General features: G+C 59.9%; 20 protein-coding genes. 15 read left to right on the top strand and 5 right to left on the bottom strand.

What is annotated here, in order from left to right; all coding sequences use genetic code 11:
• Positions 1 to 90 precede the first annotated feature (90 nt).
• Positions 91 to 1,320, bottom strand: a complete 1,230-nt coding sequence (locus tag HMPREF2808_RS08140) for an aromatic amino acid transport family protein (RefSeq protein WP_070597264.1) — start codon at positions 1,318 to 1,320, stop codon at positions 91 to 93.
• Between the two features lie 78 nt (positions 1,321 to 1,398).
• A complete protein-coding gene (gene gabT, locus HMPREF2808_RS08135) occupies positions 1,399 to 2,727 on the bottom strand; it encodes a 4-aminobutyrate--2-oxoglutarate transaminase (protein WP_070565209.1) in 1,329 nt (442 codons plus the stop codon).
• A 117-nt stretch (positions 2,728 to 2,844) separates the two neighbouring features.
• On the opposite strand from gabT (HMPREF2808_RS08135), the gene HMPREF2808_RS08130 reads away from it, so the two are divergent.
• Positions 2,845 to 4,290 (top strand): PucR family transcriptional regulator, encoded by a 1,446-nt coding sequence (locus HMPREF2808_RS08130; RefSeq protein WP_070597262.1) that lies wholly within the window; start codon positions 2,845 to 2,847, stop codon positions 4,288 to 4,290.
• A 4-nt stretch (positions 4,291 to 4,294) separates the two neighbouring features.
• Here HMPREF2808_RS08130 and HMPREF2808_RS08125 read toward each other — a convergent pair whose 3' ends face one another.
• The gene (locus tag HMPREF2808_RS08125; protein WP_070624462.1) at positions 4,295 to 5,704 is read right to left on the bottom strand and encodes a helix-turn-helix domain-containing protein; all 1,410 of its coding nucleotides are present in this window, start codon (positions 5,702 to 5,704) and stop codon (positions 4,295 to 4,297) included.
• A 228-nt stretch (positions 5,705 to 5,932) separates the two neighbouring features.
• On the opposite strand from HMPREF2808_RS08125, the gene gabT (HMPREF2808_RS08120) reads away from it, so the two are divergent.
• The 7 genes from gabT (HMPREF2808_RS08120) (at position 5,933) to HMPREF2808_RS08090 (ending at position 15,770) form a co-directional block, all read left to right on the top strand.
• Positions 5,933 to 7,258 carry a 4-aminobutyrate--2-oxoglutarate transaminase gene (gene gabT, locus HMPREF2808_RS08120; RefSeq protein ID WP_070624409.1) on the top strand — a complete coding sequence of 442 codons (1,326 nt, stop codon included), beginning with the start codon at positions 5,933 to 5,935 and terminating at the stop codon, positions 7,256 to 7,258.
• A gap of 36 nt (positions 7,259 to 7,294) precedes the next feature.
• Complete coding sequence (locus HMPREF2808_RS08115; RefSeq protein ID WP_070624408.1) at positions 7,295 to 8,743, top strand: flavin-containing monooxygenase; 1,449 nt, start codon at positions 7,295 to 7,297, stop codon at positions 8,741 to 8,743.
• A 15-nt stretch (positions 8,744 to 8,758) separates the two neighbouring features.
• Positions 8,759 to 9,739: an alpha/beta hydrolase gene (locus tag HMPREF2808_RS08110; RefSeq protein WP_070597256.1), complete on the top strand. Its 981-nt coding sequence runs from the start codon at positions 8,759 to 8,761 to the stop codon at positions 9,737 to 9,739.
• A gap of 99 nt (positions 9,740 to 9,838) precedes the next feature.
• Positions 9,839 to 11,149, top strand: coding sequence for a YkvI family membrane protein (locus HMPREF2808_RS08105; protein WP_070597254.1), 1,311 nt, complete (start codon positions 9,839 to 9,841; stop codon positions 11,147 to 11,149).
• 32 nt (positions 11,150 to 11,181) lie between these two features.
• Entirely contained in the window at positions 11,182 to 12,900 is a 1,719-nt protein-coding gene (locus tag HMPREF2808_RS08100) for a helix-turn-helix domain-containing protein (protein ID WP_070624407.1), read from the top strand.
• A gap of 117 nt (positions 12,901 to 13,017) precedes the next feature.
• On the top strand, positions 13,018 to 14,136 hold the full coding sequence (locus HMPREF2808_RS08095) for an alcohol dehydrogenase catalytic domain-containing protein (RefSeq protein WP_070624406.1): 1,119 nt from the start codon (positions 13,018 to 13,020) through the stop codon (positions 14,134 to 14,136).
• 101 nt (positions 14,137 to 14,237) lie between these two features.
• Positions 14,238 to 15,770 carry a permease family protein gene (locus HMPREF2808_RS08090; protein ID WP_070624405.1) on the top strand — a complete coding sequence of 511 codons (1,533 nt, stop codon included), beginning with the start codon at positions 14,238 to 14,240 and terminating at the stop codon, positions 15,768 to 15,770.
• A 167-nt stretch (positions 15,771 to 15,937) separates the two neighbouring features.
• Here HMPREF2808_RS08090 and HMPREF2808_RS08085 read toward each other — a convergent pair whose 3' ends face one another.
• Positions 15,938 to 16,594, bottom strand: a complete 657-nt coding sequence (locus tag HMPREF2808_RS08085) for a TetR/AcrR family transcriptional regulator (protein WP_141752592.1) — start codon at positions 16,592 to 16,594, stop codon at positions 15,938 to 15,940.
• Between the two features lie 177 nt (positions 16,595 to 16,771).
• Between HMPREF2808_RS08085 and HMPREF2808_RS08080 the strand changes: the two genes are divergently transcribed.
• From HMPREF2808_RS08080 to HMPREF2808_RS08070, 4 genes are read left to right on the top strand one after another with little or no spacing between them, the layout of a single operon-like run.
• Positions 16,772 to 18,280 carry a flavin monoamine oxidase family protein gene (locus HMPREF2808_RS08080; RefSeq protein WP_070624403.1) on the top strand — a complete coding sequence of 503 codons (1,509 nt, stop codon included), beginning with the start codon at positions 16,772 to 16,774 and terminating at the stop codon, positions 18,278 to 18,280.
• A gap of 13 nt (positions 18,281 to 18,293) precedes the next feature.
• Positions 18,294 to 19,184, top strand: a complete 891-nt coding sequence (locus HMPREF2808_RS13090; protein WP_083309049.1) for a universal stress protein — start codon at positions 18,294 to 18,296, stop codon at positions 19,182 to 19,184.
• Positions 19,181 to 20,704, top strand: a complete 1,524-nt coding sequence (locus HMPREF2808_RS08075; RefSeq protein ID WP_070624402.1) for an APC family permease — start codon at positions 19,181 to 19,183, stop codon at positions 20,702 to 20,704. The genes HMPREF2808_RS13090 and HMPREF2808_RS08075 overlap by 4 nt, the downstream gene beginning before the upstream one ends.
• 8 nt (positions 20,705 to 20,712) lie before the next feature.
• Positions 20,713 to 22,086 carry an NAD-dependent succinate-semialdehyde dehydrogenase gene (locus HMPREF2808_RS08070; RefSeq protein ID WP_070530947.1) on the top strand — a complete coding sequence of 458 codons (1,374 nt, stop codon included), beginning with the start codon at positions 20,713 to 20,715 and terminating at the stop codon, positions 22,084 to 22,086.
• Between the two features lie 47 nt (positions 22,087 to 22,133).
• On the opposite strand, the gene HMPREF2808_RS08065 is transcribed toward HMPREF2808_RS08070, so the two are convergent.
• Positions 22,134 to 23,315: an acyl-CoA dehydrogenase family protein gene (locus tag HMPREF2808_RS08065; protein WP_070624401.1), complete on the bottom strand. Its 1,182-nt coding sequence runs from the start codon at positions 23,313 to 23,315 to the stop codon at positions 22,134 to 22,136.
• An 87-nt stretch (positions 23,316 to 23,402) separates the two neighbouring features.
• Here HMPREF2808_RS08065 and HMPREF2808_RS08060 point away from each other — a divergent pair, with 87 nt between their 5' ends.
• The 3 genes from HMPREF2808_RS08060 (at position 23,403) to HMPREF2808_RS08050 (ending at position 25,665) form a co-directional block, all read left to right on the top strand.
• Positions 23,403 to 23,813: an acyl-CoA thioesterase gene (locus tag HMPREF2808_RS08060; RefSeq protein WP_070624400.1), complete on the top strand. Its 411-nt coding sequence runs from the start codon at positions 23,403 to 23,405 to the stop codon at positions 23,811 to 23,813.
• A 77-nt stretch (positions 23,814 to 23,890) separates the two neighbouring features.
• Positions 23,891 to 24,862 (top strand): NAD(P)H-dependent flavin oxidoreductase, encoded by a 972-nt coding sequence (locus tag HMPREF2808_RS08055; protein ID WP_070530951.1) that lies wholly within the window; start codon positions 23,891 to 23,893, stop codon positions 24,860 to 24,862.
• Between the two features lie 2 nt (positions 24,863 to 24,864).
• Positions 24,865 to 25,665 carry an enoyl-CoA hydratase-related protein gene (locus HMPREF2808_RS08050; RefSeq protein WP_070624399.1) on the top strand — a complete coding sequence of 267 codons (801 nt, stop codon included), beginning with the start codon at positions 24,865 to 24,867 and terminating at the stop codon, positions 25,663 to 25,665.
• Positions 25,666 to 25,936: the final 271 nt, after the last annotated feature.

Raw genomic sequence — 25,936 nt, 5'->3', positions numbered from 1 at the left:
TGGGCTACTTCGCAGTAGCCCACCGCCGCTCAAGAACATCGCTCGCCTGAGTCTACGATCTCGTACCTTTCTCAGGGCTAATCGCTTGTACTAAGCCCAACCCGCCGGCACCAGCCCGACGATCGAAATGATCGAATAGATGAATGCCAAGAAATACACCACGATGATGGTTGCCTGAATAGCCGGGTGCGCAAGACCGCCCACGGTCCAGCCGGGATCGCGGTAGCCCTTCTTGCGGGAGGCGTGCAGCAGCATCACCGGGATGACGGACATGATGGCCCCCGCAAAGCCGCCCGCATAGGACAGCGCCGCAACGAAGCCACCGAGGCCTGCAATGGAGATCACCAGTGGCGGTACCACCGTCAGCGCCACCGCGATGATGCGCTGCCCCTTCACGCCTTCCCAGTGGAAGATGTCGAGGACGTTGCGCATGGTGGTGAAGCCAATCGCCAGGAATGACGTCAGCATGGCCGCCAGGGCAAAAATGTTGGCCAGGTAGTAGGCAACCGGGCCAAGTGCCTCACCCCAGGCGATGGTCACCACTTCGGTGACCTCCATGCCGAGAAGGCCGAGGGCTGCAAAAGGCACCAGCGCCAGGGTAAAGCCCGTGATGACCATGCCAACGACGATCGCACGCGCGGTCTCCTGCGGCTTCGACGGATCCATACCCTGGACCAGCTCCGGAACCACATACTGCGCCAAGAAAGAAAACACTGCCAGGTTCAGAATCGGGACGATGAAGAAGGGGTGAAGAACCAAAAGGTTTTCCACCTTGATACCTGGCCCCAGGATGGTCCATCCGCAGAGGACAGCGATGATGATGGCCATGCCGGCGGTAATGGCGCCCTCGGTGGCACCCGTGGTGTGCAGACCGCGGTACATCACCCACGAGCCAAACCCAAAGAAGATCAACGTGCCCAGAAGCGGCGGCAGACCGAAAATGTTGTTGATTAAGTCACCGGAGCCGGCAGCATAGGCAATAAGCGCACCGATACCGTTGACGATGATGGCGACGAAGACCAGCCATCGCCCCCACTGCCCCAGGTAATGCTCGGCCAGTCCCGAGACTTGCAGCGTGGCCTTGGTGCGCATGGCGGACTCCGCCACGTACAACATGGAAATGGTCGTGAGCGTGCCAGCCACGAGCAGGGCGATGACGAGCGCGAGGAACCCACCGTTGCGAGCGGCATAAGGAATGGAGAGAACTCCAGCGCCGATGTTGGTGCCGAAGATGAGGGCAATGCCCTGCACGAAGGACAGCGCGGGCTTGAATTCCTTCGTGGATTCATCCTTCTGCGGCACAGTGATGTTGTTGGACAAAGACTTCTCCAATGACTACTAAACGGCTACTAAAACGTGAACTCACCCGGCCATCGCCGGGTGAGAACTGCAGTCGCCTTACTTGAATTCGTTGAACTGCTTGACGACGACCTGCAGCGCCTCACGCCACAGGTCCTCCGGGATAGCCAGCGAAGGCAGGAAGCGGATGACGTTGTGGTCCAGGCCGCAGGTCAGCAGCAGGACGCCCTCGGCCTTGGCACCGTCAGCAATCTTGTGCACCAGCTCGGAGTCCGGCTCGCCCTCAGCGGTCACGAACTCGAGTGCGAGCATGGCGCCGCGGCCGCGGAACTCGGCCACACGTTCATCGCCCAGGATGGGCTCCAGCTCCTCGCGGGCGACCTTCTCCAGGTTCTGAGCACGCGCACCGAAGTCCTTCTCCTCAAACTCCTTGAAGGTTGCCAGCGCAGCGGCGCACGCCACCGGGTTACCGGTGTAGGTACCGCCCAGGCCACCAGGCTGCGGGGTATCCATGATTTCCGCGCGGCCGGTCACTGCCGACAGCGGCATGCCGGAGGCAATGCCCTTCGCAATGGTCACCATGTCCGGCACGATGCCCTCATGGTCGGAAGCGAACCAGGTACCGGTGCGCATCATGCCCGCCTGGATCTCGTCGATGATGAAGACGACGTCGTTGTCGTTGCACCACTTCTGGATTGCTGCGAGGTAGCCCTCAGCCGGAACGACGAATCCGCCCTCACCTTGAATCGGCTCGGCAACGACGCAGGCCAGGTTGGTCGCGCCGACTTCCTGCTCGATCATGGTGATGGTCTTCTTGGCTGCCTCGGCACCACTCAGACCATCGCGCAGCGGGTAGGACATCGGTGCGCGGTAGATCTCCGGGGCGAAGGGACCGAAGCCGTTCTTGTAGGGCGATTGCTTGGCGGTCATCGCCATGGTCAGGTTGGTGCGGCCGTGGAAGGCGCGGTCCATGACCACCACACCACGCTTGCCGGTGTAGTTGCGGGCAATCTTTACTGCGTTCTCGACAGCCTCAGCGCCGGAGTTGAACAGCGCGGTCTTCTTCGGGTGGTCACCCGGGGTGACCTCGTTGAGCTTTTCTGCCACGGCCACGTAGGACTCATAAGGAGAAACGGTGAAGGAGGTGTGGGTGAAGTGCGCGACGGCCTCTTGGACCGCGGCCACGACGGCCGGGTTCGAAGCGCCAGCGGAGGTCACGGCGATGCCGGAGGCGAGGTCGATGAAGCGGTTGCCGTCGGCGTCGGCAAGAATGCCGCCATCGGCATCCACTACGTAGCCCGGAAGCGACGGCGCCATGCCCGCGGGGAGGGCGTTCTTGCGGCGCTCATCCAGGGCGGCGCTCTTCGGGCCCGGGACCTGCTGGCCCAGGTGGCGAGACTGCTCAATGTGGTACTGAAGTTCCTGCATGGTCTTCCTTTTGTGCTCGGATGAATAGTGTGCCCCTTAGTGTGGTCTCCACCACCCTCCGCACACTATGGACGAGATGTATAAATTTCCTCCCCATAGCTGTGTACTCTGTCCACCATGCGTGAGATTTCCTTCCGCTGGCTGCTCAACCAGCGCTCATTGAACCTGCGAAGCATCGTCACCGGTAGCGCCACATTCAACACCATCCACGCTTCCGAGCTCGCGGACCCCAGCGAGTTCACCTCCCCCGGCGCGCTCATGCTCACATTGGGGCTTGCCTTCCAGGAAGAACCGGAGGGCTTCGAACGCTATGGTGCGGCCCTGGCCGCGGCCGGTGTGCAGGGCATTGGCTTCGGCACTGGACTGGCCTTCGGCGAGGTTCCTACAGAACTTATCCGCGCCTGCTCCCAGCACAATCTCACCCTCTTTGAGGTCCCGCGCGCCACCCGTTTTGTATCCATCACCACGGCCGTGGCTCAAGAACAGGCCCGCTTGGACAACAACGCGCACTTTTCACTCCACCGCCAGCAGGAGCGTCTCAACCAGGCCGCGGCCACGAGCATCAGGGTGCTCGTCATGCAAGCCAGCAAAGAACTCGGCGCCGCAGTGGCGGTGGCAAGTTCCTCCGGAGCGGTGGTCAGCCGCAGCGATCGCGGTCAGCTCAGTGCGGCCGACGCCGCGGTGGAGGCCGCGGAGCAGACGGGGCGGGGAACGGGGACGTCGACAAGCACAGGCGCAACCATCACCAGCATCTTCGGCTCGGCGGGACGGCGCTGGGCCATCGCGGTAACGCGTGCAGAGAAGTTCGATTCCTACTCCCGCGCGCTCATCCGGCACCTCGCGGGCCTGGCCAGCCTGCTCTTAGATCATCCCGACACCACTGCGCACACGATCCTCGGGGCGTTGGCGCTTGACGCCCAACTGGCCGGGGTTGACTCCCCTGCCTTACAGGCGGCCTTCCATACGGTCGATAGCCACGACCTCGTGGATGTTCTGTTTCTCACGGCACCATCACCCTCCCGCCTCGCGCGGGCATTAAGCGAGATTGGAAAAGCCGAGCCTCTCAGCCTCATCCGCCCGGAACACGATTCCGCGCTTATCGCTCTTCCCCCGGGCACCGCGCACACGAACTTGTGCGGGAAACACACCCGCTACCTCCGAACGTCCATCCTGCAGCACACCCAATGGCAAGCGTTGACACCGGCGCTCTTGTCCTCTCTCCAGAGCCACGCGCGCAGCCTGCAACTCGGTACTGTGGCGACCTTCGATTCTGCTGCCCCTACCTGGCTGGCAGAACCCGGAGTACCCGAGGCCCTCGCTGCACGGCGCGCGGCCACAGTCAGCCTTCTTACCGAGCACGATGCGCAGCACAACACAGAGCTGTGCGCCACGCTGCGTTCCTTCCTCGTGGGCAACGCCAACTTGGCCACCGCCGCCGCGGAACTCGGCGTTCACCGCCACACCGTGCGCGCCCGCTTGGACAAGATCGAGCAACTCTGCGGCGTGGACCTGAGCAATCCCGTCACCCGCGCGGAGCTGCTCTTGCTCAGCCTTGACTCTTAAGAACTCAGTCCGGAACGCTCACGCCCAGGATGAGAAGTTCCGCCGCCACGAGAGGATCCTTAAGGTCCACCTCCAATAATTCCTCCAAGTCCGCGATGCGCTTGCGCACGGTGTGGCGGTGCGAATGCAGCTCCTCAGCGGTGCGGCTTACATGCCCGCCGGCGCGCAAGTAAACCTCCAGTGTTTCCGCCAAGTCGGTGCCGTGCTCGGCGTCAAAGGAACGCACCTTGCCCCAGGTCTCCTTCGCGCGGTTGTGCACCGCTCCTTTAACCCGAGGGTCCCTAGTCCAGCTCAAGGTGCGCGATTCCGGCCCCGCAAGCATCCCCGGCTGCAGCCCGAAAGCGAAAGACTCCAGCTCGTGGACAATCCCCACCCCCAGCTCGGCCCACGGCATGGGTTGGCCCACGACGATCCGCTTGCTCCCGCGAATATCGCGCAACAAATCCTGCAGGTTTTTCATCGTTCGGTTTCCCCTAAAGAGCAGAAGGCTGGAGGACTTATCCAGCGCGTACTCGAAGAGCAAACGCCCGTGGTCTTGAAGGCGGGCGTCCAGGGCCTGGATGAAGCGCTGGTGAGCCCGCTCCCCCTCGGATTTCACCAAGACCGGGCGCACCCTCCCCTGCGCATCGCCCACGAGGTGGAAGATGCGCCGCATGGGATCTTCGGGTTCGTCCAACCCCAGCTGAATGGCCAAAGCCATGGAGTTGAGCTCATTCTGTGTGCGCCGCAGCTCTTGTGGGCGCTTCACGCTAAGCTCCGCTAGGCCCGCGGCCTGCTTGAGCAGCGCGCGTTCGTTCACACCAAAGCCATCACGCGACACTGCCAAGAGCCCGAAGGAGCGCGCACCGTGGTCGGCCAAGCGCTGGGCCAAGACATTCCACCCGCCCACGCGGCGCGCGGCGTAGAAGTTCTGGGCGCGAGTATCGGCGATCACCGGCGCCCAATCCACCGGAGGCAGCCCCGGGTAGCTCGACTGCGCAAAGACGCGCCCGTCTTTATCGACGAGACAGGAATGCGCGCCTAGGAGGCGACTGGTCTTGTCCACGAGGGCATCGAGGCCGGCCACGGCGGCGTCGTTCAGCGCACCCTGCTGGGCGATGAAACGCTCCAACCCTTCCTCGCGCTGGCGCTGCAGCTCGTCGTGCAAACGCGCGAGCACCGAGACGAAAGGTACGCGCCGCGCCACCGTGAAGAGCGAAATATTGCATTCCCGAGCGGCCTCCAGCATGCCGGGCGGAACCTCGGCAAAGGCCAGTCCAACGCCGAAACCCACCCCCGTCACCCCACCCTCGGCCACCTTGCGGATGTACTCTTCCAGTTCCTCAGGCCGTCCTTCAAATGCCATGCCGGTGAGCAAAATGACGGCCCCGGATCCCACAAATTCGCGCGGATCGCGCAGTTCACACGGGTGCATCACGGAAAAGGACCGCTTGCAATCGTGCAGAATCTCTATCCCCAGATCGGGTTGATTGGCCAACCAGGTGAGGGACACGCTCCCCTCTTCCAGCCCGGCCGCTACCCCCTTATCCACTGTGGACAATTTCTCACCATTCTTTCACCAGATCGTCTGTGGCCCTCCTGAAGTTTAGCCGCCAGAATGACCTACGTCATAGCAAATCCCGAGCATTAAGGAGCAGACAGCATGCAGGATCTCAAGCACCGCCTCCCCCAGGAGCGGAATGTTTCCACCGCAATCCCTGGCCCCCGCAGCCAGGAGCTGAATGCCGCCCGTGAAGCAGACGTCGCCGCTGGCGTCATCCCGGGCTACCCCTCCTACATCACTGACGGCGACGGTGGCGTGCTTGTCGACGTCGACGGCAACACCATCGTCGACTTCGCATCCGGCATCGCCGTGACTTCCGTCGGCGCCTCCAACCAGCGCGTTGCCAAGGCCGTCGCCGAGGCCGCCAGCCACCTCACCCACACCTGCTTCCTCAACGCTCCTTACGAGGGCTTTGTCCAGGTAGCCAAGAAGCTCAACGAGTTGACCCCGGGCACCCACGAGAAGAAGTCCTGCCTCTTCTCCACCGGTGCTGAGGCAGTGGAGAACGCCATCAAGATCGCTCGCCGCTACACCGGCAAGAACCGCGTCGTGGTCTTCGACGGTGCCTTCCACGGCCGCACCAACCTGACCATGACCATGACCGCCAAGAACAAGCCGTACAAGTCCGGCTTTGGCACCCTGGCCGCTGACATCTACCGCGCGCCGATGTCCTACCCGCTGCGCGACGGCTTCGATGGCAAGCAGGCAGCAGCGCGCACCCTGCGCTACATCGAGCAGTACGTCGGCACCGAAGAGTTGGCTGCCGTCATCATCGAGCCGGTTCAGGGCGAAGGCGGCTTCGTCGAGCCGGCCAAGGGCTTCCTCCCGGCTCTGCAGGAATGGTGCACCGACAACGGCGTTGTCTTCATCGCCGATGAGATCCAGGCCGGCATCTGCCGCACCGGCTCCTGGTTCGCCTGTGAAGACGAGGGCATCATCCCGGACCTCATCACCACCGCCAAGGGCGTGGGCGGCGGCATGCCACTGTCCGCTGTGACCGGCCGCGCCGAAATCATGGATGCACCGGACCCGGGCTCCCTGGGTGGCACCTATGCCGGTAACCCGGTGGCCTGCGCTGCTTCCCTGGCAGCCTTCGAGGAAATGGAGGAGCTGGACCTCAACTCCCGCGCTCGCGAAATCGAGGCCATCATCCGCGAAGAGCTGGAGCCGCTACTTGAGCTCACCACCGTTGCTGAGGTCCGCGGTCGCGGCGCCATGATCGCCCTCGAGCTGGTCGATGACAACAACCAGCCCAACGCTGACCTCACCGCCAAGGTGGCCAAGACCTGCCGCGAGCAGGGCGTACTCATCCTCACCTGCGGCCTCGACGGCAACGTCATCCGCCTTCTGCCGCCGCTGGTCATCAACGAGTCCACCCTGCGTGACGGCCTTCAGGTCCTGGCTGAAGCCATCCGCGCGAACTAACCCGAACCACCAACGTCTTAAAGGAGACACACCACTATGAAGATCTACGATTGCATCATCCTCGGCACCGGCTACGGCGGACTGGGCATGGGCGCCCAGCTGGTCCGCGACGAGCAGAAGGACTTCCTCATCCTCGAGGCAGCCGACGAGGTCGGCGGCGTCTGGCGCGACAACACCTACCCGGGCGCTGCCTGCGATACCCAGGCTCTTATCTACTGCTACTCCTACTTCCTCAACCTCGGCGTCTCCCGCATGTTCGCCGGTCAGGACGAGATGCAGGGCTACCTCAAGGCCCTTGCCGAGGAGTTCAACCTCTACGATCACATCAAGTTCAACCACCGCATCACCCGCGCCGAGTGGAAGGAAGACCTCAAGGCATGGGAGATCGAGGCCAACGGTGAGACCTACTACGGCCGCGTCTTCGTCGGCGCCTGGGGCCAGCTCTCCAAGCCGAAGATCCCGAACTTCCCGAACCGCGAGGCATTCCAGGGTGTACAGTTCCACTCCGCCGAGTGGAACCACGACGTCGACCTGAACGGCAAAAAGGTTGCCGTCATCGGCAACGCGGCCTCCGCTGTCCAGCTGGTTCCGGAGGTTGCCAAGGAAGCGGAGAAGCTCTCCGTGTTCCAGCGCTCCGCAAACTACATTCTGCCGCGCAACCAGGTCATCTTCACCGAGGAGGAGACCAAGGAGTTCCAGGAGAACCCGGATTCCTACCGCGCCATCCGCCAGGAAATCCACGAGGTCCGCGAGGAGGGCTTCGACCGCACCCGCAAGGGCACCGATTCCGCTGCCGAGGGTGTCGAGCAGGCCATGGAGCACCTGCGCTCCCAGGTCAACGACCCGGAGCTGGTGGAGAAGCTCACCCCGACCTTCGCCTTCGGCTGCAAGCGCATCCTGCGCTCCGATGACTTCTACCCCACCTTCAACCGTGACAACGTAGAGCTCATCACCGCCGGCATCGAGAAGTTCACCGAGACCGGCATCCGCACCGACGACGGCGCAGAGCACGACTTCGACGTGGTCATCTACGCCACCGGCTTCCACTCCCAGGAGTTCCAGGGTGACCTGCCGATTGCTGGCCGCGACGGCGTCGACCTGCGCGAGCGCTGGGGCAACTCCCCGGAGGCTTACCTGGGTATGACCGTGGATGGCTTCCCGAACTTCTTCATGCTCTACGGCCCGAATACCAACCTCAACCACCACTCCGTGGTAGCCATGCTCGAGGCACAGGACCGCTACATCTCCCAGGCCGTTGCTTACCTGCGCGAGAACCCGGAGGCAGCCCTCGACGTGAAGAAGAACGTCATCGACGAGTTCAACACCCGCATCCAGAAGGAACTCGAGGAATCTGCGTTCTCCGCTGACTGCTCCTCGTGGTACAAGAACGAGGAAGGCCGCGTCATCAACAACTGGTCCGGCAACGTTGCTGAGTACTACGAGCTCACCGACAAGCTGGAGATCAACGACTACGAGCTGGTCTAGAAGGTAGTGATCACGATGCACACTCTGCACGACGAATACTCCGGGCGCCCCGTCGCTGAGGATGCGTGGAAGGCGCTGAAGCCTTTCCGCGATGGTGGAGCGAAGTCCTTCCATAACTTCCCCATCCCGCAGGTGCGTGAGAACTACGTAGCCTCGGCCCACGCCAACCCTCTCCACGAAGAAAAGGAACCTGCGACCACAGATTTCCAGGTCGACCAGTTCCAGGTTCGCCTTTATGACCCCCGCCCGGAGGCAGAACGCGGCCAGGAGACCCCCGCGGTGCTCTACATGCACGGCGGTGGCTGGCTCATGGGCAACCTGGAGACCCACCACTCCTCGGTACGCCGTATCGCGGTGCTGACCGGCCTCCCGGTCGTCGCGGTGGATTATCGCCTCGCCCCGGAGCACACCTACCCGGCGGCTATCGACGATTGCCGCGCCGCCTACCGCTGGCTGTCCAACCCCGAGGCAGAGCACGGACTGACCGTGACCTCCATCGCGGTCGCCGGTGATTCGGCCGGCGGCCAGCTGGCTGCCACGTTGGCGAATGAGTTCGCGGTGCTTGACGACGTCGCCAAGCTCAGCGCCCAGATCCTGCTCTACCCGATCACGGATTGCTCCCGCGAGCGCACCGAGAACGGTGCTTCCTACAAACGCCTGGAGGAAGGCTTCCCTCTCGCCTCCGACACCATGCGGTGGTTCATCGATACCTTCGTCACGGAGGAATCCCAGCGCACCGCCACGGATCTCTCTCCGCTGCTGTTGGAAGAGCTGCCGGAGGGCCTGCCCCCGTCGCTCGTCATCACGGTGGACAACGATCCACTGGCGGATGAGGGCATCGAGTATGCCGGGAAGCTAGCTAAAGCTGGCGTCGACGTCACTCACAAGCACCTCCTGGGCTACCACCACGGGCTCTTTACCTCCGCGGCGATCATTGACCGCGGCGAGGAGGAGCTTGCTGGAATCGCCGAGTTCATCAAGGCAGTGACGAGATAACAGCTATCGCTCCATCACACACGGGGCAGGCACCCTTCCTAGGCGGCCTGCCCCGTCTGCATAAGTAGAAGCATTAATCCATCCACAGTTAGGTTCACCATGCTTAAACGCTCATTCGGCATCGCGATGGCCTTCATCGGCGTGCTCGCGGGAGCCTCCTTCGCGTCCGGCCGTGAGGCCCTCCAATACTTCGTTGCCTTCGGAAACATGGGCATCGTCGGTGCCATCGTCACCGCACTGGCCATGACCATTTCCGGAATCACCATTCTCCAATTGGGTTCTTATCACCGCGCAAAAGAACACACTTCTGTGTTCAACGCGGTGTCCACGCCAATTGTGTCGAAGATCCTTGACTTCGCCACGCTGACCTGTCTTTTCTGCATCGGCTTCGCCATGTTCGCCGGCGCCGGCACCAACCTCAACCAGCAGTGGGGCTGGCCGGTGTGGATCGGTGCGATCCTCATGCTCATTCTCACGCTGCTGACTGGTTTGCTCGATGTCGACAAGGTGACCATCGCCATTGGCGCTATCACCCCGTTCATCATCATCCTGCTGACCATCGGCACCGTGTATACCGTGTTGACGTCCAGCCCCGATTGGTCACACCTCAACGAGCAGGCGCAGACCATTCCCACCACGCTGCCCAACTGGTGGGTCTCCGCCATCAATAACTTGGGCCTCAACGTCATCGTGGTGGTCTCCATGATGATCGTCATCGGCGGCAACTTCCTCGATGCCAAGGAAGTGGGCTATGGCGGCATCCTCGGCGGCCTGTGCTTCCTGTTCCTGCTCGCGGTCCTGGTGGGCGGCCTCTACGTTTCGGTGGGCCCGATTACCGACGCCGAAATGCCAACCTTGGCCATGATTGAGCAGATTCATCCAGCGCTCGGAGTCGCCATGTCCATTGCTATCTACGGCATGATTTATAACACCGCCATCGGTATGTTCTATGCCTTTGCCAAGCGCCTGACCCGTGGCAAGCCACAGCACTTCTACAAGGTTTATGTCATCTCGGTGCTCATCGGATTCGTGCTCTCCTTCGTCGGCTTCTCTAACCTCATCGGCTGGGTATATCCGATTCTGGGCTACATGGGTATCGCCATCATGTTCATCATCGGCTTTGCTTGGATGAAGAACCGCAAGGACCTGCAGTCTGAGGCCGATCTGCGCCGCCGTGCCCGCGAACTACTCAAGAAGCGTTTTGAGAATGACAACCATCTCTCTGATGAGGAAATGCGCGAGCTTTCCGCTATCGCCCGCAATTCCTCCATTCCCGAATCTGACTTCATCAGAGAAATCATGACTGAGGTCGATTCCGAGGACGTGCCCGAAGAGCTGCAGATTGGTGATGGCAAGCTCCACGCGCTCATCACTGGCAAGCCCATTCCGCGCACTAAGAAAAAAGTCTGATCCTAATAATCTGATCCAAATAAACTGTAGGCATGTCTCTCCTCGGCACCGTACTCTCCCGCCTCGCCAGCGGCACCCGTGTCCCCGACGAGCTGCGAGAGCAACTGGATGCCGAGGAGCTCAGTTCGCTTCGGGCCGTTGAGGAGACCATGCGCGCCAACCACACGTGGCGGGTGATGTCGACCAAGCTGCTCGATGTTTCCCAGATGCTCAACTCGGGCCGCGAATCATCTGATATCTTCCACGCCATCGTGCGCCACGCGCGCACCACTATTGGCACGGACGTGGGTTATCTCAGCCTCAACGATGAGGGCTCCGGCTTTACCAAAGTGCTGGCCACCAGCGGTGTCGTCACCGAAGAATTCCGCACCATCAACATGCCGATGGGATCTGGAATTCTCGGCATTGTGGCCGCCACCAACCGCCCGGCGTGGACCTATGACCATTCCGCCGACCCCAACGTCACGCACGTGGATTACGTGGACCGCGCGGTGGAGGCCGAGGGAATCCGCGGAATCCTAGGTGCCCCGATTCGTATTGCCGGGCGCACCATCGGCGCGCTGCTCGTGGGCGACCGCCACCCCCGCCACTACACGCACGAGGAGATTGCCGCGCTCGAGGTGCTTGGCTCTATTACCTCTGTGGCATTGGAAAATGCGCAAGTCATTGAGAGCCAGGGCGAATCCGTTGCCGAGCTAACCCGCTCGCAGATAGCTCTGAGCCGCCATGTGGAAGAGCTGCAGTGGCTCAATGAGGTCAACGCGAAACTGCTCCACGTGCTCATGAACAATGCCAGCTTCGAAGAGCTGGAACGCGTGCTGACTGAAAGTCTCGACGCTCCGGTGATGCTGTGGACCACGGAGGATGCCCCGGACGCTCCCCCAGCAAGCACGTTCCCCGTGGAGTTTAATGGCCGCGCACTGGGCACGATTGGTGTGGACAAGCAGCTCAGCGACGCCGAACTGCGCGTCATCAGCCATGCTTCCGCGGCCTTTACGTCGATCGCCCTTTTTGCTGAGGCGCTTGTCGACGCCACTGCGCGCAAAGTCGATGACCTGGTCTACGCCGTGGCGCTGGGTAATGCCGGGCGTGAGGAGATCGCCCGCCTGCGACATCTGACGGGTATCAGCCTGATCTCCTCAGCACAGCTGTATTTCGTGGGCCTGCACTCAGCAAAGAGCCTGCCCACTCGTCCGCAGCTGGAACACCTCTTACCGGGTAATGCCGCTATTACGCACCACGATCAGCACGTGTGCGTGCTGTACCAGCCGGATCGAGGTATCGATGCGGCGCTGGCCCCGCTGCTATCTGAGTTCCCCGATTTAACGGTCTCCGCCATCGGCTTTGATGGCCTGAGTGAAGCACGCAGCGCACATGATTCCGCCATGTCTTACCTGGAATCAGCGCTCGCCCTGGGAGTGCGCGGCCGTCTGATCACCGAGGACTCCCTGGGCACGGTGGGCCTCATCTTGGGGGCGGACCCTCACGCATTGAACGCTCTATCCACGCGCACCATCGGCCCGCTGCTGTGTTATGACGAGGAGCATTCCACGGAGCTAACCGATACCGCCCACCACTATCTGCTCTCCGGGCACAGCATCCCGCAGACGGCCCGCGCCATGTTCATCCACCCCAACACGGTGCGCCAGCGCCTCGACCGCATCGCTGAGCTGATGGGTGATGAATGGGCCGTCGGCCAGCGCGGGCTCGATGTCTTCGTGGCGCTGCGCGCCCACGCGCTCGCCAAGTAGACAATTCCCCATCTATACCCCCATCTGATGTAATTTCTCCCATACCGTTCCTGCCCTCATCGACGTTCTGTGGCGTACATTACGTTGCATTAACCCACCCGATGTCTGGAGGTAGATATGTCTGACACGATTACCATTCGCGGCGCCGTCCTGGAGCGCTCCGGCGATGAGCGTCCCTACGCCGACTCCAAGCCCATTACCGTGAGCGAGCTCGAGCTCACCGCCCCCGGCGAAGGCGAGATCCTGGTCAAGATCACCGCCGCTGGCCTCTGTCACTCCGACCTCTCAGTGGTCAACAACAACCGCCCCCGCCCGCTGCCGATGCTTTTGGGTCACGAGTCCGCTGGCATCGTCGAGAAGATCGGCCCAGGCGTGACCAACGTCAAGGTTGGCGACCACGTGGTCATGACCTTCCTGCCGCGCTGCGGCGAGTGCGCCGGCTGCAAGACCGACGGCAAGATGCCGTGTGAGGTCGGCTCCAAGACCAACAACGAGGGCACCCTCATCCGCGGTACTCGCCACCTCACCCGCAATGGTGAGATGGTCCAGCACCACCTCGGTGTTTCCGGCTTCGCCACCCACGCAGTGGTTTCCGAGCTCTCCGTCGTGCCGGTGGGCTCCGATGTCCCGGCGGATATCGCCGCTATTCTCGGCTGCGCCATCCTTACTGGCGGCGGCGCCATCCTCAACGAAATCGATCCAAAGCCCGAAGACAGCATCGCCGTCGTCGGCCTCGGTGGCGTGGGCATGGCCGCCATCATCACCGCCGCTGCGCTCGGCGTGAAGGAGATCGTGGGCATTGACATGCAGAAGGACAAGTGCGAAAAGGCCCTCGAAATCGGTGCTACTTCCGCCATGACCCCGCAGGAAGCTGAAGAGTCCAGCAAGAAGTTCACCGCCGTCGTGGAGGCCGCCGGCCACCCGAAGGCCCTGGAAACCGCCTACAAGGTCACGGCACCGGGTGGCCTGACCGTTACCGTTGGCCTGCCAGCACCGGGCTCCACCATCACCATCGACCCGCTCGTGATGACCGGTGAGGCACGCCGCCTGCACGGCTGCTACCTGGGTTCCTCCGTTCCGTCGAAGGACATCCCGAAGTACGAGCAGCTGTGGCGTGAGGGCAAGCTCAACGCCGAGGCCCTGATCTCCGACCACATCAAGCTCGAGGACATCAACACCGCCATGGACCGCCTGTCCGACGGTGTGGCACTGCGCCAGATCATCGAGTTCGACTAAGCAAGACTCGTCTAAACCTCAACCACTTCGCCTTTCCTCACCAAGCCCTGCGCGGTTCGCGCCCGTGGGGCTTGGTCCCTTTTCTTTGAAAGGAGGCCGTCATGGCCGCAACCACCGAAGCCGCCGAACCCGAAGAGCAGGGAATCGGTCAAGCTTCGCCCCACTGGAAGATGGGGCCATTTGATGTCCGCTTGCCGTTCGTGCACTACCGCATTGAGTGGCCGGACTTTGCCCAAGGTTTGTTCATGTGCGTGGTCGATCTGGGCGCTATCCCCCTGATGACTGAGGCCCTCGGCATGCCCTATGAGGCGGCACTGGCCGTCGTCATGCTCAACGGCCTTCTCTACCTGACCCACCACCTCTTGGGTGACCCGGTTGTCCCGGGCTGGATTACCCCAGCTATTCCGCTGCTGACGGTCTACATCCAGACCTTCCCGGAAGGAGAGCAGCGAATCTGGGCGCTGATCAGTTTCCAGCTCTTGTTGGGCATATTCTCCTTAACACTGGGTATAACTGGGTGGGCGTCAAAGGTCGTTCGCCTCATTCCTTCAGGTCTGCGCGCCGGTATCGTGCTTGGTGCCGGTATTGCAGCGATTATCTCGGTATTTCAAGAAGACGGACGTTTCCACTCCTTCCCTATCACCATCACCATCGCGGTGGCCGTGGCCTTCTTCCTCATGTATTCGCGCGGCTTCCAGGCACTGCGGCAGAAGGCCGCCGGCTGGCGCTTCCTGGCTTCGCTTGGCATCCTGCCTGCAATCTTCGTCGCGGTTTTCGTCGCACCGCTGGCCGGCGAGGCACCCTGGCCGGACGTGGAGTGGGGCTTCTCCAAGCCTGACTTCATCACGCTGTGGTCTGAGTACACGGTCTTCGGCGTTGGCTTGCCACCGGCGCACATGTTCCTCACCGCCATCCCCACAGTGTTGGCTGCGTACATCGTTGTCTTCGGTGACGTCCTGCAAGCCAACGCCGTTCTCAAGGAAGCCGACCATGTCCGTACGGATGAGGCCGTGGTCTACAGCCCGTCGCGCGCACACCTCCTCTTCGGCGGCCGCAACATGCTGATGTCCATCATCGGCCCAGACATCGCCATGTGTGGTCCACTGTGGGCGGCGATGCACGTGGTCATCGTTGAGCGCTACAAGCAGGGCAAGCGCGCCATGCGCACCGTCTTCGGTGGCGCGGGCTCCTTCCGCTGGGGCACCAACACGGGCCTCCTCCTGCTACCGATTACCTCTTTCGTTGAGCCTATCCTGCCGGTGGGCTTGGCACTGACGCTCATTATTCAGGGCTTCGTATCCGTGCGTGTGGGCATCATGGAGGCCAAGAACCAGAAGGATCTCGGCATCGCAGGCGTGACCGCTGGCGTGCTGGCCACCCAGGGCGCCGCGTGGGGATTCGCCGCCGGCATCATTATGGTGCTGGTCATCTACGGCAAGGACATGTTCAAGGACGAGCGCGACGGTACCATCCGCAACTTCGATGAGATCGATCCGGAGGAAGGCTTCGCCGACGCGCAGGCGGACTTCACGGAGCTGGCGGAGCTCAATGATCTGGACGCTGACGGGCACCCGATCGATCCGAACGCCCACCGCACAGAATCCAAAAACTCTCCAAAATCTAGCGAGACCTAAGCTCAACCAGCTTATTCCCCCAAGGTGCTTCCCTCCCCGATAGCAGTTCATCCCTAGCTGCAGGGGAGGGTTTCGCATTTCATCCTTCTTTGTCAGCTATTCGAGAGGCTGCTGGATGGAATCCGTTTTATCCGTGGGGCTGCGTTCTCTAAATAGGCGTCACAAATTTAAGCCTCATCGGATGATAGGAACTTTTCCAACAGGGCTTCCAAACCAGTTTCAAACGACTTGTCCGCACGAAGTTTAGATTGTTCGCTCTCCTCCGAAGACTGCTCTCGGAATTGAGCCAAGTAGATGTCATTCATCTTGTTCAATGGACTATCTCCAGGCCCAGGCGATTCAAAAATATTCAAAGGCGCATGAACGTCGTAAGCAGAACCAAAAACAAGAGACTCTACTGCGACAAGCCTCGTAATAACTTCCGCTTCGGGAACTCCAGCGAGTGCAATTACTTGGACGAGCAATTCGTACATCGAAATCGTTTGGGGCGAACCATAAAGTGGAAGCTCAGTAATTACGCGAATCAGCGGAATATTATCAGCCAGAATATCCCGATACGACCATGCCCATTGCCGAAGCGCATCAGCTGCTGGTAGTTCCCCTGCAAGGGCGTGCTTCAGCGACGAAGTATCGACCTTTGCAATGATGTCATCTTGTACCAGAGCCAGCAGTTCTTCTTTGTTGGAAATGTGATTGTAGAGCGCTGCCGTACTAACCTTCATTGACCTAGCTACCGCTGACATCGATAGGGCTTCAAGCCCCTTGCGCTCAACAATTTGCAGTGCGGCTGATGCTATTTTTTTCCGGTTCACCAGCGCTTTCACTGGCCGCCCTTTGGGGCGCGAAACATTTACCACTGTGATCCCTACAATTCTTGCCGCGCGTTTGTTACTGTAGTCACAACGTTAAATTAAACCCTTTAATTTAACGTTGAAACACCATCGTCCATACGAAGGTCTCACTCACCGCATACCTACTGCACGCGAAGGAGAAACGCTCCAATGGTCACGCAACGTAATGGTAATCCCAACGCCGAAGAGCGCACAGTCGATGTTGTAATCATCGGCGCCGGTGCTTCAGGGCTAATGGCTGCCCGCACTCTCAAGAAAGCAGGAAAATCAGTCTGTGTTCTCGAAGCCCGCAATCGCGTGGGCGGCCGTACTTGGAACGGAAAGGTACTCGACGACCAAGGTACTGAACACTTCATTGAGATCGGCGGCCAGTGGATTTCGCCCGATCAAACGCGCCTCACCGAACTCGTCCAGGAGCTCGGACTCGAGACTTTTGATCGGTACCGCGAAGGAAAGTCAGTCTACGTGTCCCCAGATGGCACGCGCCACGAATTTGAGGGAGATACCTTCCCGACGTCAGAGGAAACCGCCTCCGAGATGAATCGATTGATCGCTGAGCTCAATCAGCTGGCCGAGGAAGTCGACGCTAACGCCCCTTGGGAGCACCCACGAGCCAAAGAACTCGATAGCCAATCCTTCCGTGACTGGTTAGAAAGCCTATCTGACGATTCTGAGGCAATTGACAACATCTCGCTTTACATTTCCTCTGGAATGCTTACTAAGCCTTCCCGCACCTTTTCCGTACTTCAAGCAGCTCTGATGGCTTCATCTGCTGGTTCTTTCGACAACCTTGTTGATGAAAACTTCTTGCTTGATAAGCGAGTTGCCGGCGGCATGCAGTCAGTTTCCATAACGATGGCAGAGGAACTCGGCGATGACGTCATTCTCAGTTCACCTGTTCGCACTCTCGAATGGGCTACGCCAGATCCTTCTACGGCAGACGCCCCCAACAATGTTGAAGCGGACGTCCGCAATGGTGTGGACAACAATGGTGGACCGGGAGCCGTAACTGCCTACTCTGATCGCGCTGTTGTCCATGCTAAAAACGCTATCCTTGCGGTTCCGCCAAACCTCTATAGTCGCATTTCCTACGTGCCTCCCCTGCCGCGAGAACAGCATGTTGCCCATCAGCACATTTCCATGGGTCTCGTCATCAAAGTTCATGCAGTCTATGAAACTCCCTTCTGGCGTGAAGAGGGACTGTCCGGTACTGCATTCGGTGGCGATCGACTCGTTGCCGAAATCTATGACAACACCAATTACGGCAAAAACTTCGCAGGCGGTGAGGAAGGAAAAGAAGACGCATTCGGCACATTGGTTGGCTTTGTTTCCGACGTTTACGCCGAAGAGATGTGGGCTCTCCCCGCTGAAGAACGCAAAGAGCGCATCCTCGATGCAATGTCCATTTACCTTGGTGACAAGGTGAAGAAGCCAATCGCATTCTTCCTCTCCGATATGGCGGCCGAAGAATGGACTCGCGGAGCCTACGCAACGTCATACGATTTGGGTGGACTATCGCGTTGGGGCCATCTTCAGAACAAACCAACCGGCCCGATCTATTACTCCTCCTCTGACATCGCTGGTGCAGGTTACCAGCACGTCGACGGCGCGGTGCGTATCGGTGAAGCCGTTGCGAAACAGATTCTCGGGCAGGGATAAGCGGTGACTGTTCATGAATCCACCCACCGATTTTCCGCGCCGCAGGGCTAACGGCTCTCTGCTAGTCGCATACATCGACACCTCTGACGGTCATGATGCTCTCCATTTAGGAATTGCTCTCGCGCGTGAGCGCCAGGTCAACCTGAAGATAGTCTCGGTTATTCCTCCTGTTAGTCCTCAAGGTTTTGGTGTTCAGACTCAAGATCCTGGTTACAACGCGATTGTGCGAGAACAAACCGAAAAGCGTCTCGCCAGTGCGTTAAATAGTCTTCCCGCTGACATTTCTGCGACATGGCACGTCGTCGAGGGGACAGAACCCGCACTTGCCTTGAATGATGCCGCGCAAAAACTTGAGTGCGATTTAATCGTCGTCGGAGCACGCTCAGGCGGACTTTTGAACCGATTCCGCATCGGTACAGTACCAAGTTCATTGCTATACACAGCACAAACACCAGTAGCGCTAGCTCCTCAAGGCTATTCATATCCAGGACCGATAACGAGCATTTCTGCCCTTGTTGGCCCGCGCCGAGGACGATCAGATGTCGCGGCAATCGGACTCGACCGCGCAAACCGCCGAGAGATTCCATTACGCATCATTACTTTGAAGATCTCCGGAGAAGATGCCGGGCACGGATTTGAGCTCCCACTCTCAGAGGCAATCGAAGGAGCGGTTTCCAAGGGACAAGCGTCACGCATCACTACTTCGGGATCAAGTGTCCAGTCAGCGCTGCGAAACCTTAGCTGGGAAGAGGGCGAAGTGGCAGTTCTTGGTTCTGCGCGTATTGCCGGCGATGGTCGGCTCTTCCTTGGCACAACTGCTCATCGAATCCTCAAGCACTTACCAGTTCCAACCATTGTTGTCCCTTCGGGCTACATGTCGCTGAAAGGAGGTGCTCCCTCATGAGTGAACAACCAGCAGTTTCAGAGAAAGGATTGGCAGTCGGCAAAGTCGGTTTGCTCGGAGCTGTCGTCATTGGCATTAGTTGTTTGGCGCCAACTTACACACTCACTTCGGGAATCGGTCCTGCCATCTCGGCCGTGGGCGTCTTCGTTCCAGCCGTTCTCATTCTGGGGTTTATCCCCATGCTGCTTGTGGCCTTTGCTTACCGCGAGCTCAACAACCGTGCTCCTGATTCAGGAACCACTTTTACATGGGCGACCAAAGCCTTCGGCCCGTGGGTCGGTTGGATGGGTGGCTGGGGTCTGATCGCCGCCACGATATTGGTCCTATCGAACCTTGCCGCAGTGGCCGTTGACTTCTTCTATCTGCTCATCGCACAGCTTGCCGGTAGACCAGAGCTCGCTGAACTCACACGCAACCTCTGGGTAAATATTCCAACCACACTTGTGTTCTTAGTTGCTGCAGCTTGGGTCGCGTATCGAGGTATGGACACAACGCAGAAGATGCAATACATCCTCGTTGCAATACAAATCATCGCAATTGTCTCCTTCGATGTTGCAGCATTATGGAGGGCTTACAACGGAGATGGATTCGATTTCACCCCCATCCAATTCAGCTGGTTCAACCCATTTGAAATCAAGGACTTCTCGGTGGTTGCTGCCGGAATCTCCCTATCCATCTTCATGTTCTGGGGCTGGGATGTCACCCTAACTATGAATGAAGAAACGAAAAACCCAGAAAAAACTCCTGGCCGGGCGGCTACCGTCGTCATCGTCATCACGATCATTTTGTATGTACTTACAGCGGTAGCCGTTATGGCATGGGCGGGCATCGGCGAAAGCGGACTAGGCGCCGGTAACCCAGACAATCAGGAATCAATTTTTGCAGTGCTTTCTTACCCGGTTATGGGCCCATTTGCCATCCTTATTTATATCTCGGTTCTAGCTAGCTCTTTTGCATCCTTGCAATCCACGCTGGTTAGCCCCGCCCGCACGATTCTGGCGATGAGCTATTACAAAGCTCTTCCCCCACAATTGGCTCGAATCAGCCCACGATTCCAAACTCCAACCGTCGCAACGATTGTCGCAACCGTCGTTTCTGGAGCCTTTTACGCCATAACAAGAGTGCTCTCAGAGAATGCACTTTGGGACACAATTGCTGCTCTTGGTCTCATGATTTGTTTCTACTACGGCATCACAGCAGTTGCCTGTCTGTGGTATTTCCGAAAAGAACTCTTTACTTCAGCAAGGAACTTCCTGTTTAAGTTTCTATGCCCGTTGCTGGGCGGTGGCTTCCTTCTCTTAATGTTTTTCATCACCGCTTATGACTCCATGGACCCGAGCTTTGGTTCCGGTTCTTCTCTTGGAGGGGTCGGAATCGTCTTCATCCTGGGCGCCAGCATCCTCGTGCTCGGATTAATCCTCATGTTCATTACCCGACTCCGCAACCCAGATTTCTTCACGGGCTCAGTAATCAGCCGTAGTGAATCCAGTTCAGATACAACAACCCCAAACTTTTCCTAGGAGGAAAAATGTCTCAGTACCGTGTACAGAATCCAGTCAACAACAAGATCATTGAAACTTTCGATGCTCTCGATGATGCTGCTATTGAGCCAATCCTCGAAGCTTCTTCCGTAGCTTTCACCGAATGGTCTGGAACTCCAGTCTCACAACGAGCAGAAATTGTGGCCAAGGCAGCTTCACTCTTTGAAGAACGCAAAGAAGAACTCGCTGCCATCATTGCTGAAGAGATGGGGAAGCCACTTCCGGAAGGCGTTGAAGAAGCCGAGTTCTCATCTGCCATCATCCAGTACTATGCGGACAACGCGGAGAAGTTTCTCGCGGATCAAGAGATCCCTACGGAGGCGGACGGTAAGGCATTCATTCGCCGCCGCCCATTCGGGCCTCTGCTCGGCATCATGCCGTGGAACTTCCCGTACTACCAGGTAGCGCGATTTGCAGGACCCAACCTTGTCGCAGGAAACACCATCATCCTTAAACACGCGGAGATTTGCCCGCGTTCTGCTCTGGCGATCGAAAAGATCTTTCTCGATGCCGGCCTTCCGGCAGGGGTGTACACCAATGTTTTTGCTACCCATGAGCAAATCTCTACCTTGATCGCAGATCCCCGCGTTCAAGGAGTTTCTCTTACCGGATCCGAGCGGGCCGGAGCTATCGTTGGTGCACAGGCTGGCCAGCACCTCAAGAAAGCCGTACTCGAGCTTGGAGGTTCAGATCCATATGTCGTCCTCGACACGGATGATGTTAAGGCTTCAGCCGAACTCGCTTGGGGTACGCGTATGTACAACACCGGCCAAGCCTGCAATTCAAACAAGCGGCTTATTGTCGCAGAAGACATTTATGACGAGTTTGTTCAAGAACTAGTTAATCTTGCACAACAAATGGAGCCAGGACTACCGGATACTGCCGGGGAAACTGTGTATGCCCCGCTATCTTCCCGTAGCGCTGCAGAGAACCTCAAAGAACAGCTCGAGCGCGCTGTTTCTGCTGGAGGCCAGCTACTGGCGGGTGGTGAACTCTCAGAGGAGGGCGCCTACATCTCCCCTGCAGTAATCACAGATATCCCTCGAGGTAGCGATTCCTATTATGAGGAATTCTTTGGACCGGTCGCCACGGTCTACAAGTTTAAGACTGATGAGGAAGCGCTCGAGATAGCTAACGACAATGTCTTCGGCCTTGGCGCAGCAGTGTTCTCTCAAGACTCCAAGCGAGCCCAAGCAATTGCTGAGCGCATCGAATCTGGCATGAGCAACGTCAATACACCAACTGGTGAAGGTCCTGAACTCCCCTTTGGTGGTGTCAAGCGTTCAGGTTTCGGTCGCGAGCTTGGTTCACTTGGTATCGAGGAGTTCATCAATAAACAGATGTACTTCATCGCCAACTAAACACAGCTAGGCCCGAAGCCTCTTCATCAAGGGACTTCGGGCCACTTTTAGCTAAACGCCTGCTCCCCCGTCAGCACGCGCCCCAGAATCAGCGTGTGGATCTCATCAGTGCCCTCGTAGGTGCGCACTGATTCCAGGTTGGCGGCATGGCGCAGCGGTGAGTAGTCCGCGGTGACGCCATTGCCGCCTAGGATGGTTCGCGCTTGGCGGCAAATCTCGATGGCGGTGCGGCAGTTAGCCAGCTTGCCCACCGAAATTTGGTAAGGCTCCAACGTTCCCGCGTCCTTGGCGCGGCCCAGGTTGAGCGCCAACAGCTGGCCCTTGTTCAGCTCCACTGCCATATCGACCAGCTTTTGCTGCGTGAGCTGGAAGGATGCCAATGAGCGGTCGAATTGCTTGCGCTCCTTGGCATACTTCAGCGCCACCTCCAAGGAATCGCGCGCAGCGCCCAAAGCACCGAAGCTGATACCGAAGCGCGCCTCATTAAGGCACATGAACGGCCCCTTGAGGCCAGGGTGCTTAGGCAGCAGGGCGTCGCCAGGCACGGTCACACCATCCAGCAAAATATCGCACTGGATAGAAGCGCGCATCGACAGCTTGCGAGTGATTGGGGTAGCTCTAAAACCCGGCGTAGATGTCGGCACAATAAACCCGCGCACGCCCGCCTCCACCCCGGCGGCGGAGGCATCCTCCTCGGACACCTTGGCCCAGATGATGGCCACCCCGGCCACGCTCGCCAGGCCAATCCAGCGCTTCGCGCCATCGATCATCCACTCGCCCGCGCGGTAGCGCGCCACCGTCGCCATGCCCGCCGGGTCGGAGCCGGCGGTCGGCTCCGTTAGCCCGAAGCAACCGATGACGTCACCCGCGGCCATCTTAGGCAACCACTGCTTCTTCTGTTCCTCCGAGCCGTGTTTATAAATGGCCGACATCGCCAGCGATCCCTGCACCGAGACCACCGTGCGAATTCCCGAATCGCCGGCCTCTAGCTCCTGCATGGCCAGCCCGTATTCCACGGCAGTGCGCCCGGCGCAGCCGTAGCCTTCCAGGTGCATCCCGAACAGACCAGCCTCCGCCAGCACCGGGAAGATCGAGTCCGGCAGCACCGCTTCCTCGTACCACTGCGCCACGTGCGGGCGGATGTGCTCATCCACCAGTGCGGCCACGCGGTCACGCGTGGCTTTTTCTTCTTCGCTCAGGAGGGCATCGATTCCCAGCAGATCCGTCATGGCATTCTCCTCACGGTTCGAGTGACGAACCACAATTCGTATGTATAGTAATACGCATCACTCTACCTGCTCCCCCAAGGAGGAACAATGCGCGCGCCCGCCAACGCCATCCCGGTGCCCCTCGCTTTGCGGTGGTCCGACCAGGACGCGAACGCCCACGTCAACAACGCCACGATAGTCACCCTCCTCGAGGAGGCACGCGTCCGCGCAGCCGCCGCACTGACCGGCCCCGTCGCCACCGATACCTACGCTCACGTGGTGCGATCCCTCGAAGTGCAGTACGAGGCCGAGCTCACCTACACCGATTCCATCGAGGCGCGGGTGTGGATTTCCCGCATCGGAACCACCTCCTACCAGGTCGCCCACGAACTCATCCAGGACGGCACCTCGTGCGTGTTCGCCACGGCGACGCTGGTGCTTATCGACGTCTCCGCGCGCCGCCCCATCCCCCTCCCCGAGGACCTCACCGAGCGCCTGCGCGGTCATTTCTCCGAATAGCCATTCACCGCTTTTAGCCCAGAACTTCCATCCACTTCTCCCCAATTGCTAGTCACCCACAAAGGAGCACCACCCTCATGATTTCCACCCGCGTTACCGAGATGCTCGGCATCACTCACCCCATCATCCAAGGCGGCATGCAGTGGGTCGGTCGCGCTGAGCTTGCCGCTGCCGTATCTAATGCCGGCGGCCTCGGCGTCGTCACCGCGTTAACCCAGCCCACCCCGGAGGACCTGCGCCACGAGATTCGCCGCACACGCGAGCTCACAGACAAGCCCTTCGGCGTCAACCTCACCATGCTGCCGGCAATTACCCCGCCGCCCTATGCGGAGTATCGAGACGTCATCATTGAGGAAGGCGTAAAGATCGCCGAAACCGCCGGCAACAATCCCAAGGAGCACATGCCGGCCTTCAAGGACGCGGGTATCACCGTCATCCACAAGTGCACCTCCGTGCGCCACGCGCTCAGCGCGCAGAAGGTGGGTGTGGACATCGTGAGCATCGACGGCTTCGAATGCGCCGGCCACCCTGGCGAGGATGACATCCCGGGCCTAGTCCTCATCCCCGCCGCCGCGGATCAACTCGATATCCCCATCATCGCCTCGGGCGGTTTCGCGGATGGCCGCGGCCTGGCCGCCGCGCTCGCTTTGGGCGCCGAGGGCATCAACATGGGCACCCGCTTCGTGGCCTCTACGGAGGCGCCGGTGCACGAGAACGTTAAGCAGGCCATCGTGGAGCGCTCCGAGCTGGATACCCAGCTCATCCTCCGCGAGCTGCGCAATTCCACCCGCGTGGCCAAGAATGCCGTTAGCGATGAGGTGGCCGAGCGCCTCGCCCAAGGTGCGGAGTTCGGCGATATCCGCCACCTCGTTGCCGGCAAGCGCGGCCGCGCGGTCTACGAGACCGGTGACTTGGATGCGGGCGTGTGGACCTGTGGTACCTCGCAGGGGCTTATCCACGACGTCGCCCCGTGCTCCGAGATCGTCTCCCGCATTTCCGCCGATGCCCAGCGCATCATCTCCTCCCTCACCGAACTCGTTAAGGACTAACCATGACCGAAGCCATCCTCACCCGCCGCGAAGGCTCCGCCCTTATCGCCCAGATCAACAACTCCGCGCGGCGCAACGCCATTGCCAAGGAACACTGCGAAGCGCTCTCGGCCGCGCTTGGCGACGCCTCCCAAGACCCCTCCATCCGCGCCCTCATCATCACCGGTGATGAGACCGCCTTCTGCGCGGGCGCGGACATCGTGGCGGCGGCACAGGCTGCGGCTGCAGCGCAGCAGTCGGGCGAGACCCCCAACCCGGCTGAGTCGACGATGCTGCCGCAGCTCAACGCGCTCGTCACCGAAATCCAGGCCGCCGAGATTCCCGTCATCGCCGCGGTCGAAGGCGCAGCCGCCGGCGCTGGGGCATCGCTGGCCTTCGCCTGCGATCTCATCGTGGCCGGCGAGCAATCTTACTTCACGCTGCCCTTCGGCAAGATCGGCCTAATCCCGGACGGCGGCGTAAGCCTCACCGCGCTTGCCTCCGTGGGGCGCCACCGCGCGCTTGCTTTGGCGTTGCTGCAGGACAAACTCGGCGTCGCGGAAGCGGAGGCAGCTGGGATCGTCGCCAAGCGCGCGCCCCGGGGCCAGGCGCTGAAAACCGCGCTCAAGGTAGTAGAGCGCCTGCACATTGCGCCGCGCGATGCACTGGCCAAGGCCAAGGAGGCCATCAACCGCACGGCCCTCGCCCATCTCGAGGATCAGCTTTCATGGGAAGAGCCCACGCAGTACGCACAAATGAGCTCTGCCGGGCACAAGGAAGGCGTCATGGCCTTCCTGGAAAAGCGCCCCGCGCGCTTCGATTAGTAGAGGTTGCGACTAGCAGAAAACTGCCAGGAAGAGTTCATGGCGGTGCCAGCGTTAGCCCCCATACTCAGTGTTGTGCGTTTGAGAGAGCGCATGCGAGAGAGAGAACCCCTCACCCTCCAGAGGGCGGCCCGTGGCCGATAATTGGAGGGACTTGATAGAGACGCCGTTGGGCCCCTTATTCCGAGGAATCGGAAAGGGGCCCATCGGTGTTTTTGGGGTAAGGGTCAAAATGTGGCTTAAGGGTCAAAATGTGTGTCTGGTTCGGCGT

This window comes from Corynebacterium sp. HMSC078A10 (assembly GCF_001811565.1).
Classification (GTDB): Bacteria; Actinomycetota; Actinomycetes; order Mycobacteriales; family Mycobacteriaceae; genus Corynebacterium; species Corynebacterium hesseae.
The sequence above is the reverse complement of the archived record's forward strand: the minus strand, read 5'-3'. Positions and strand labels throughout refer to the sequence as shown.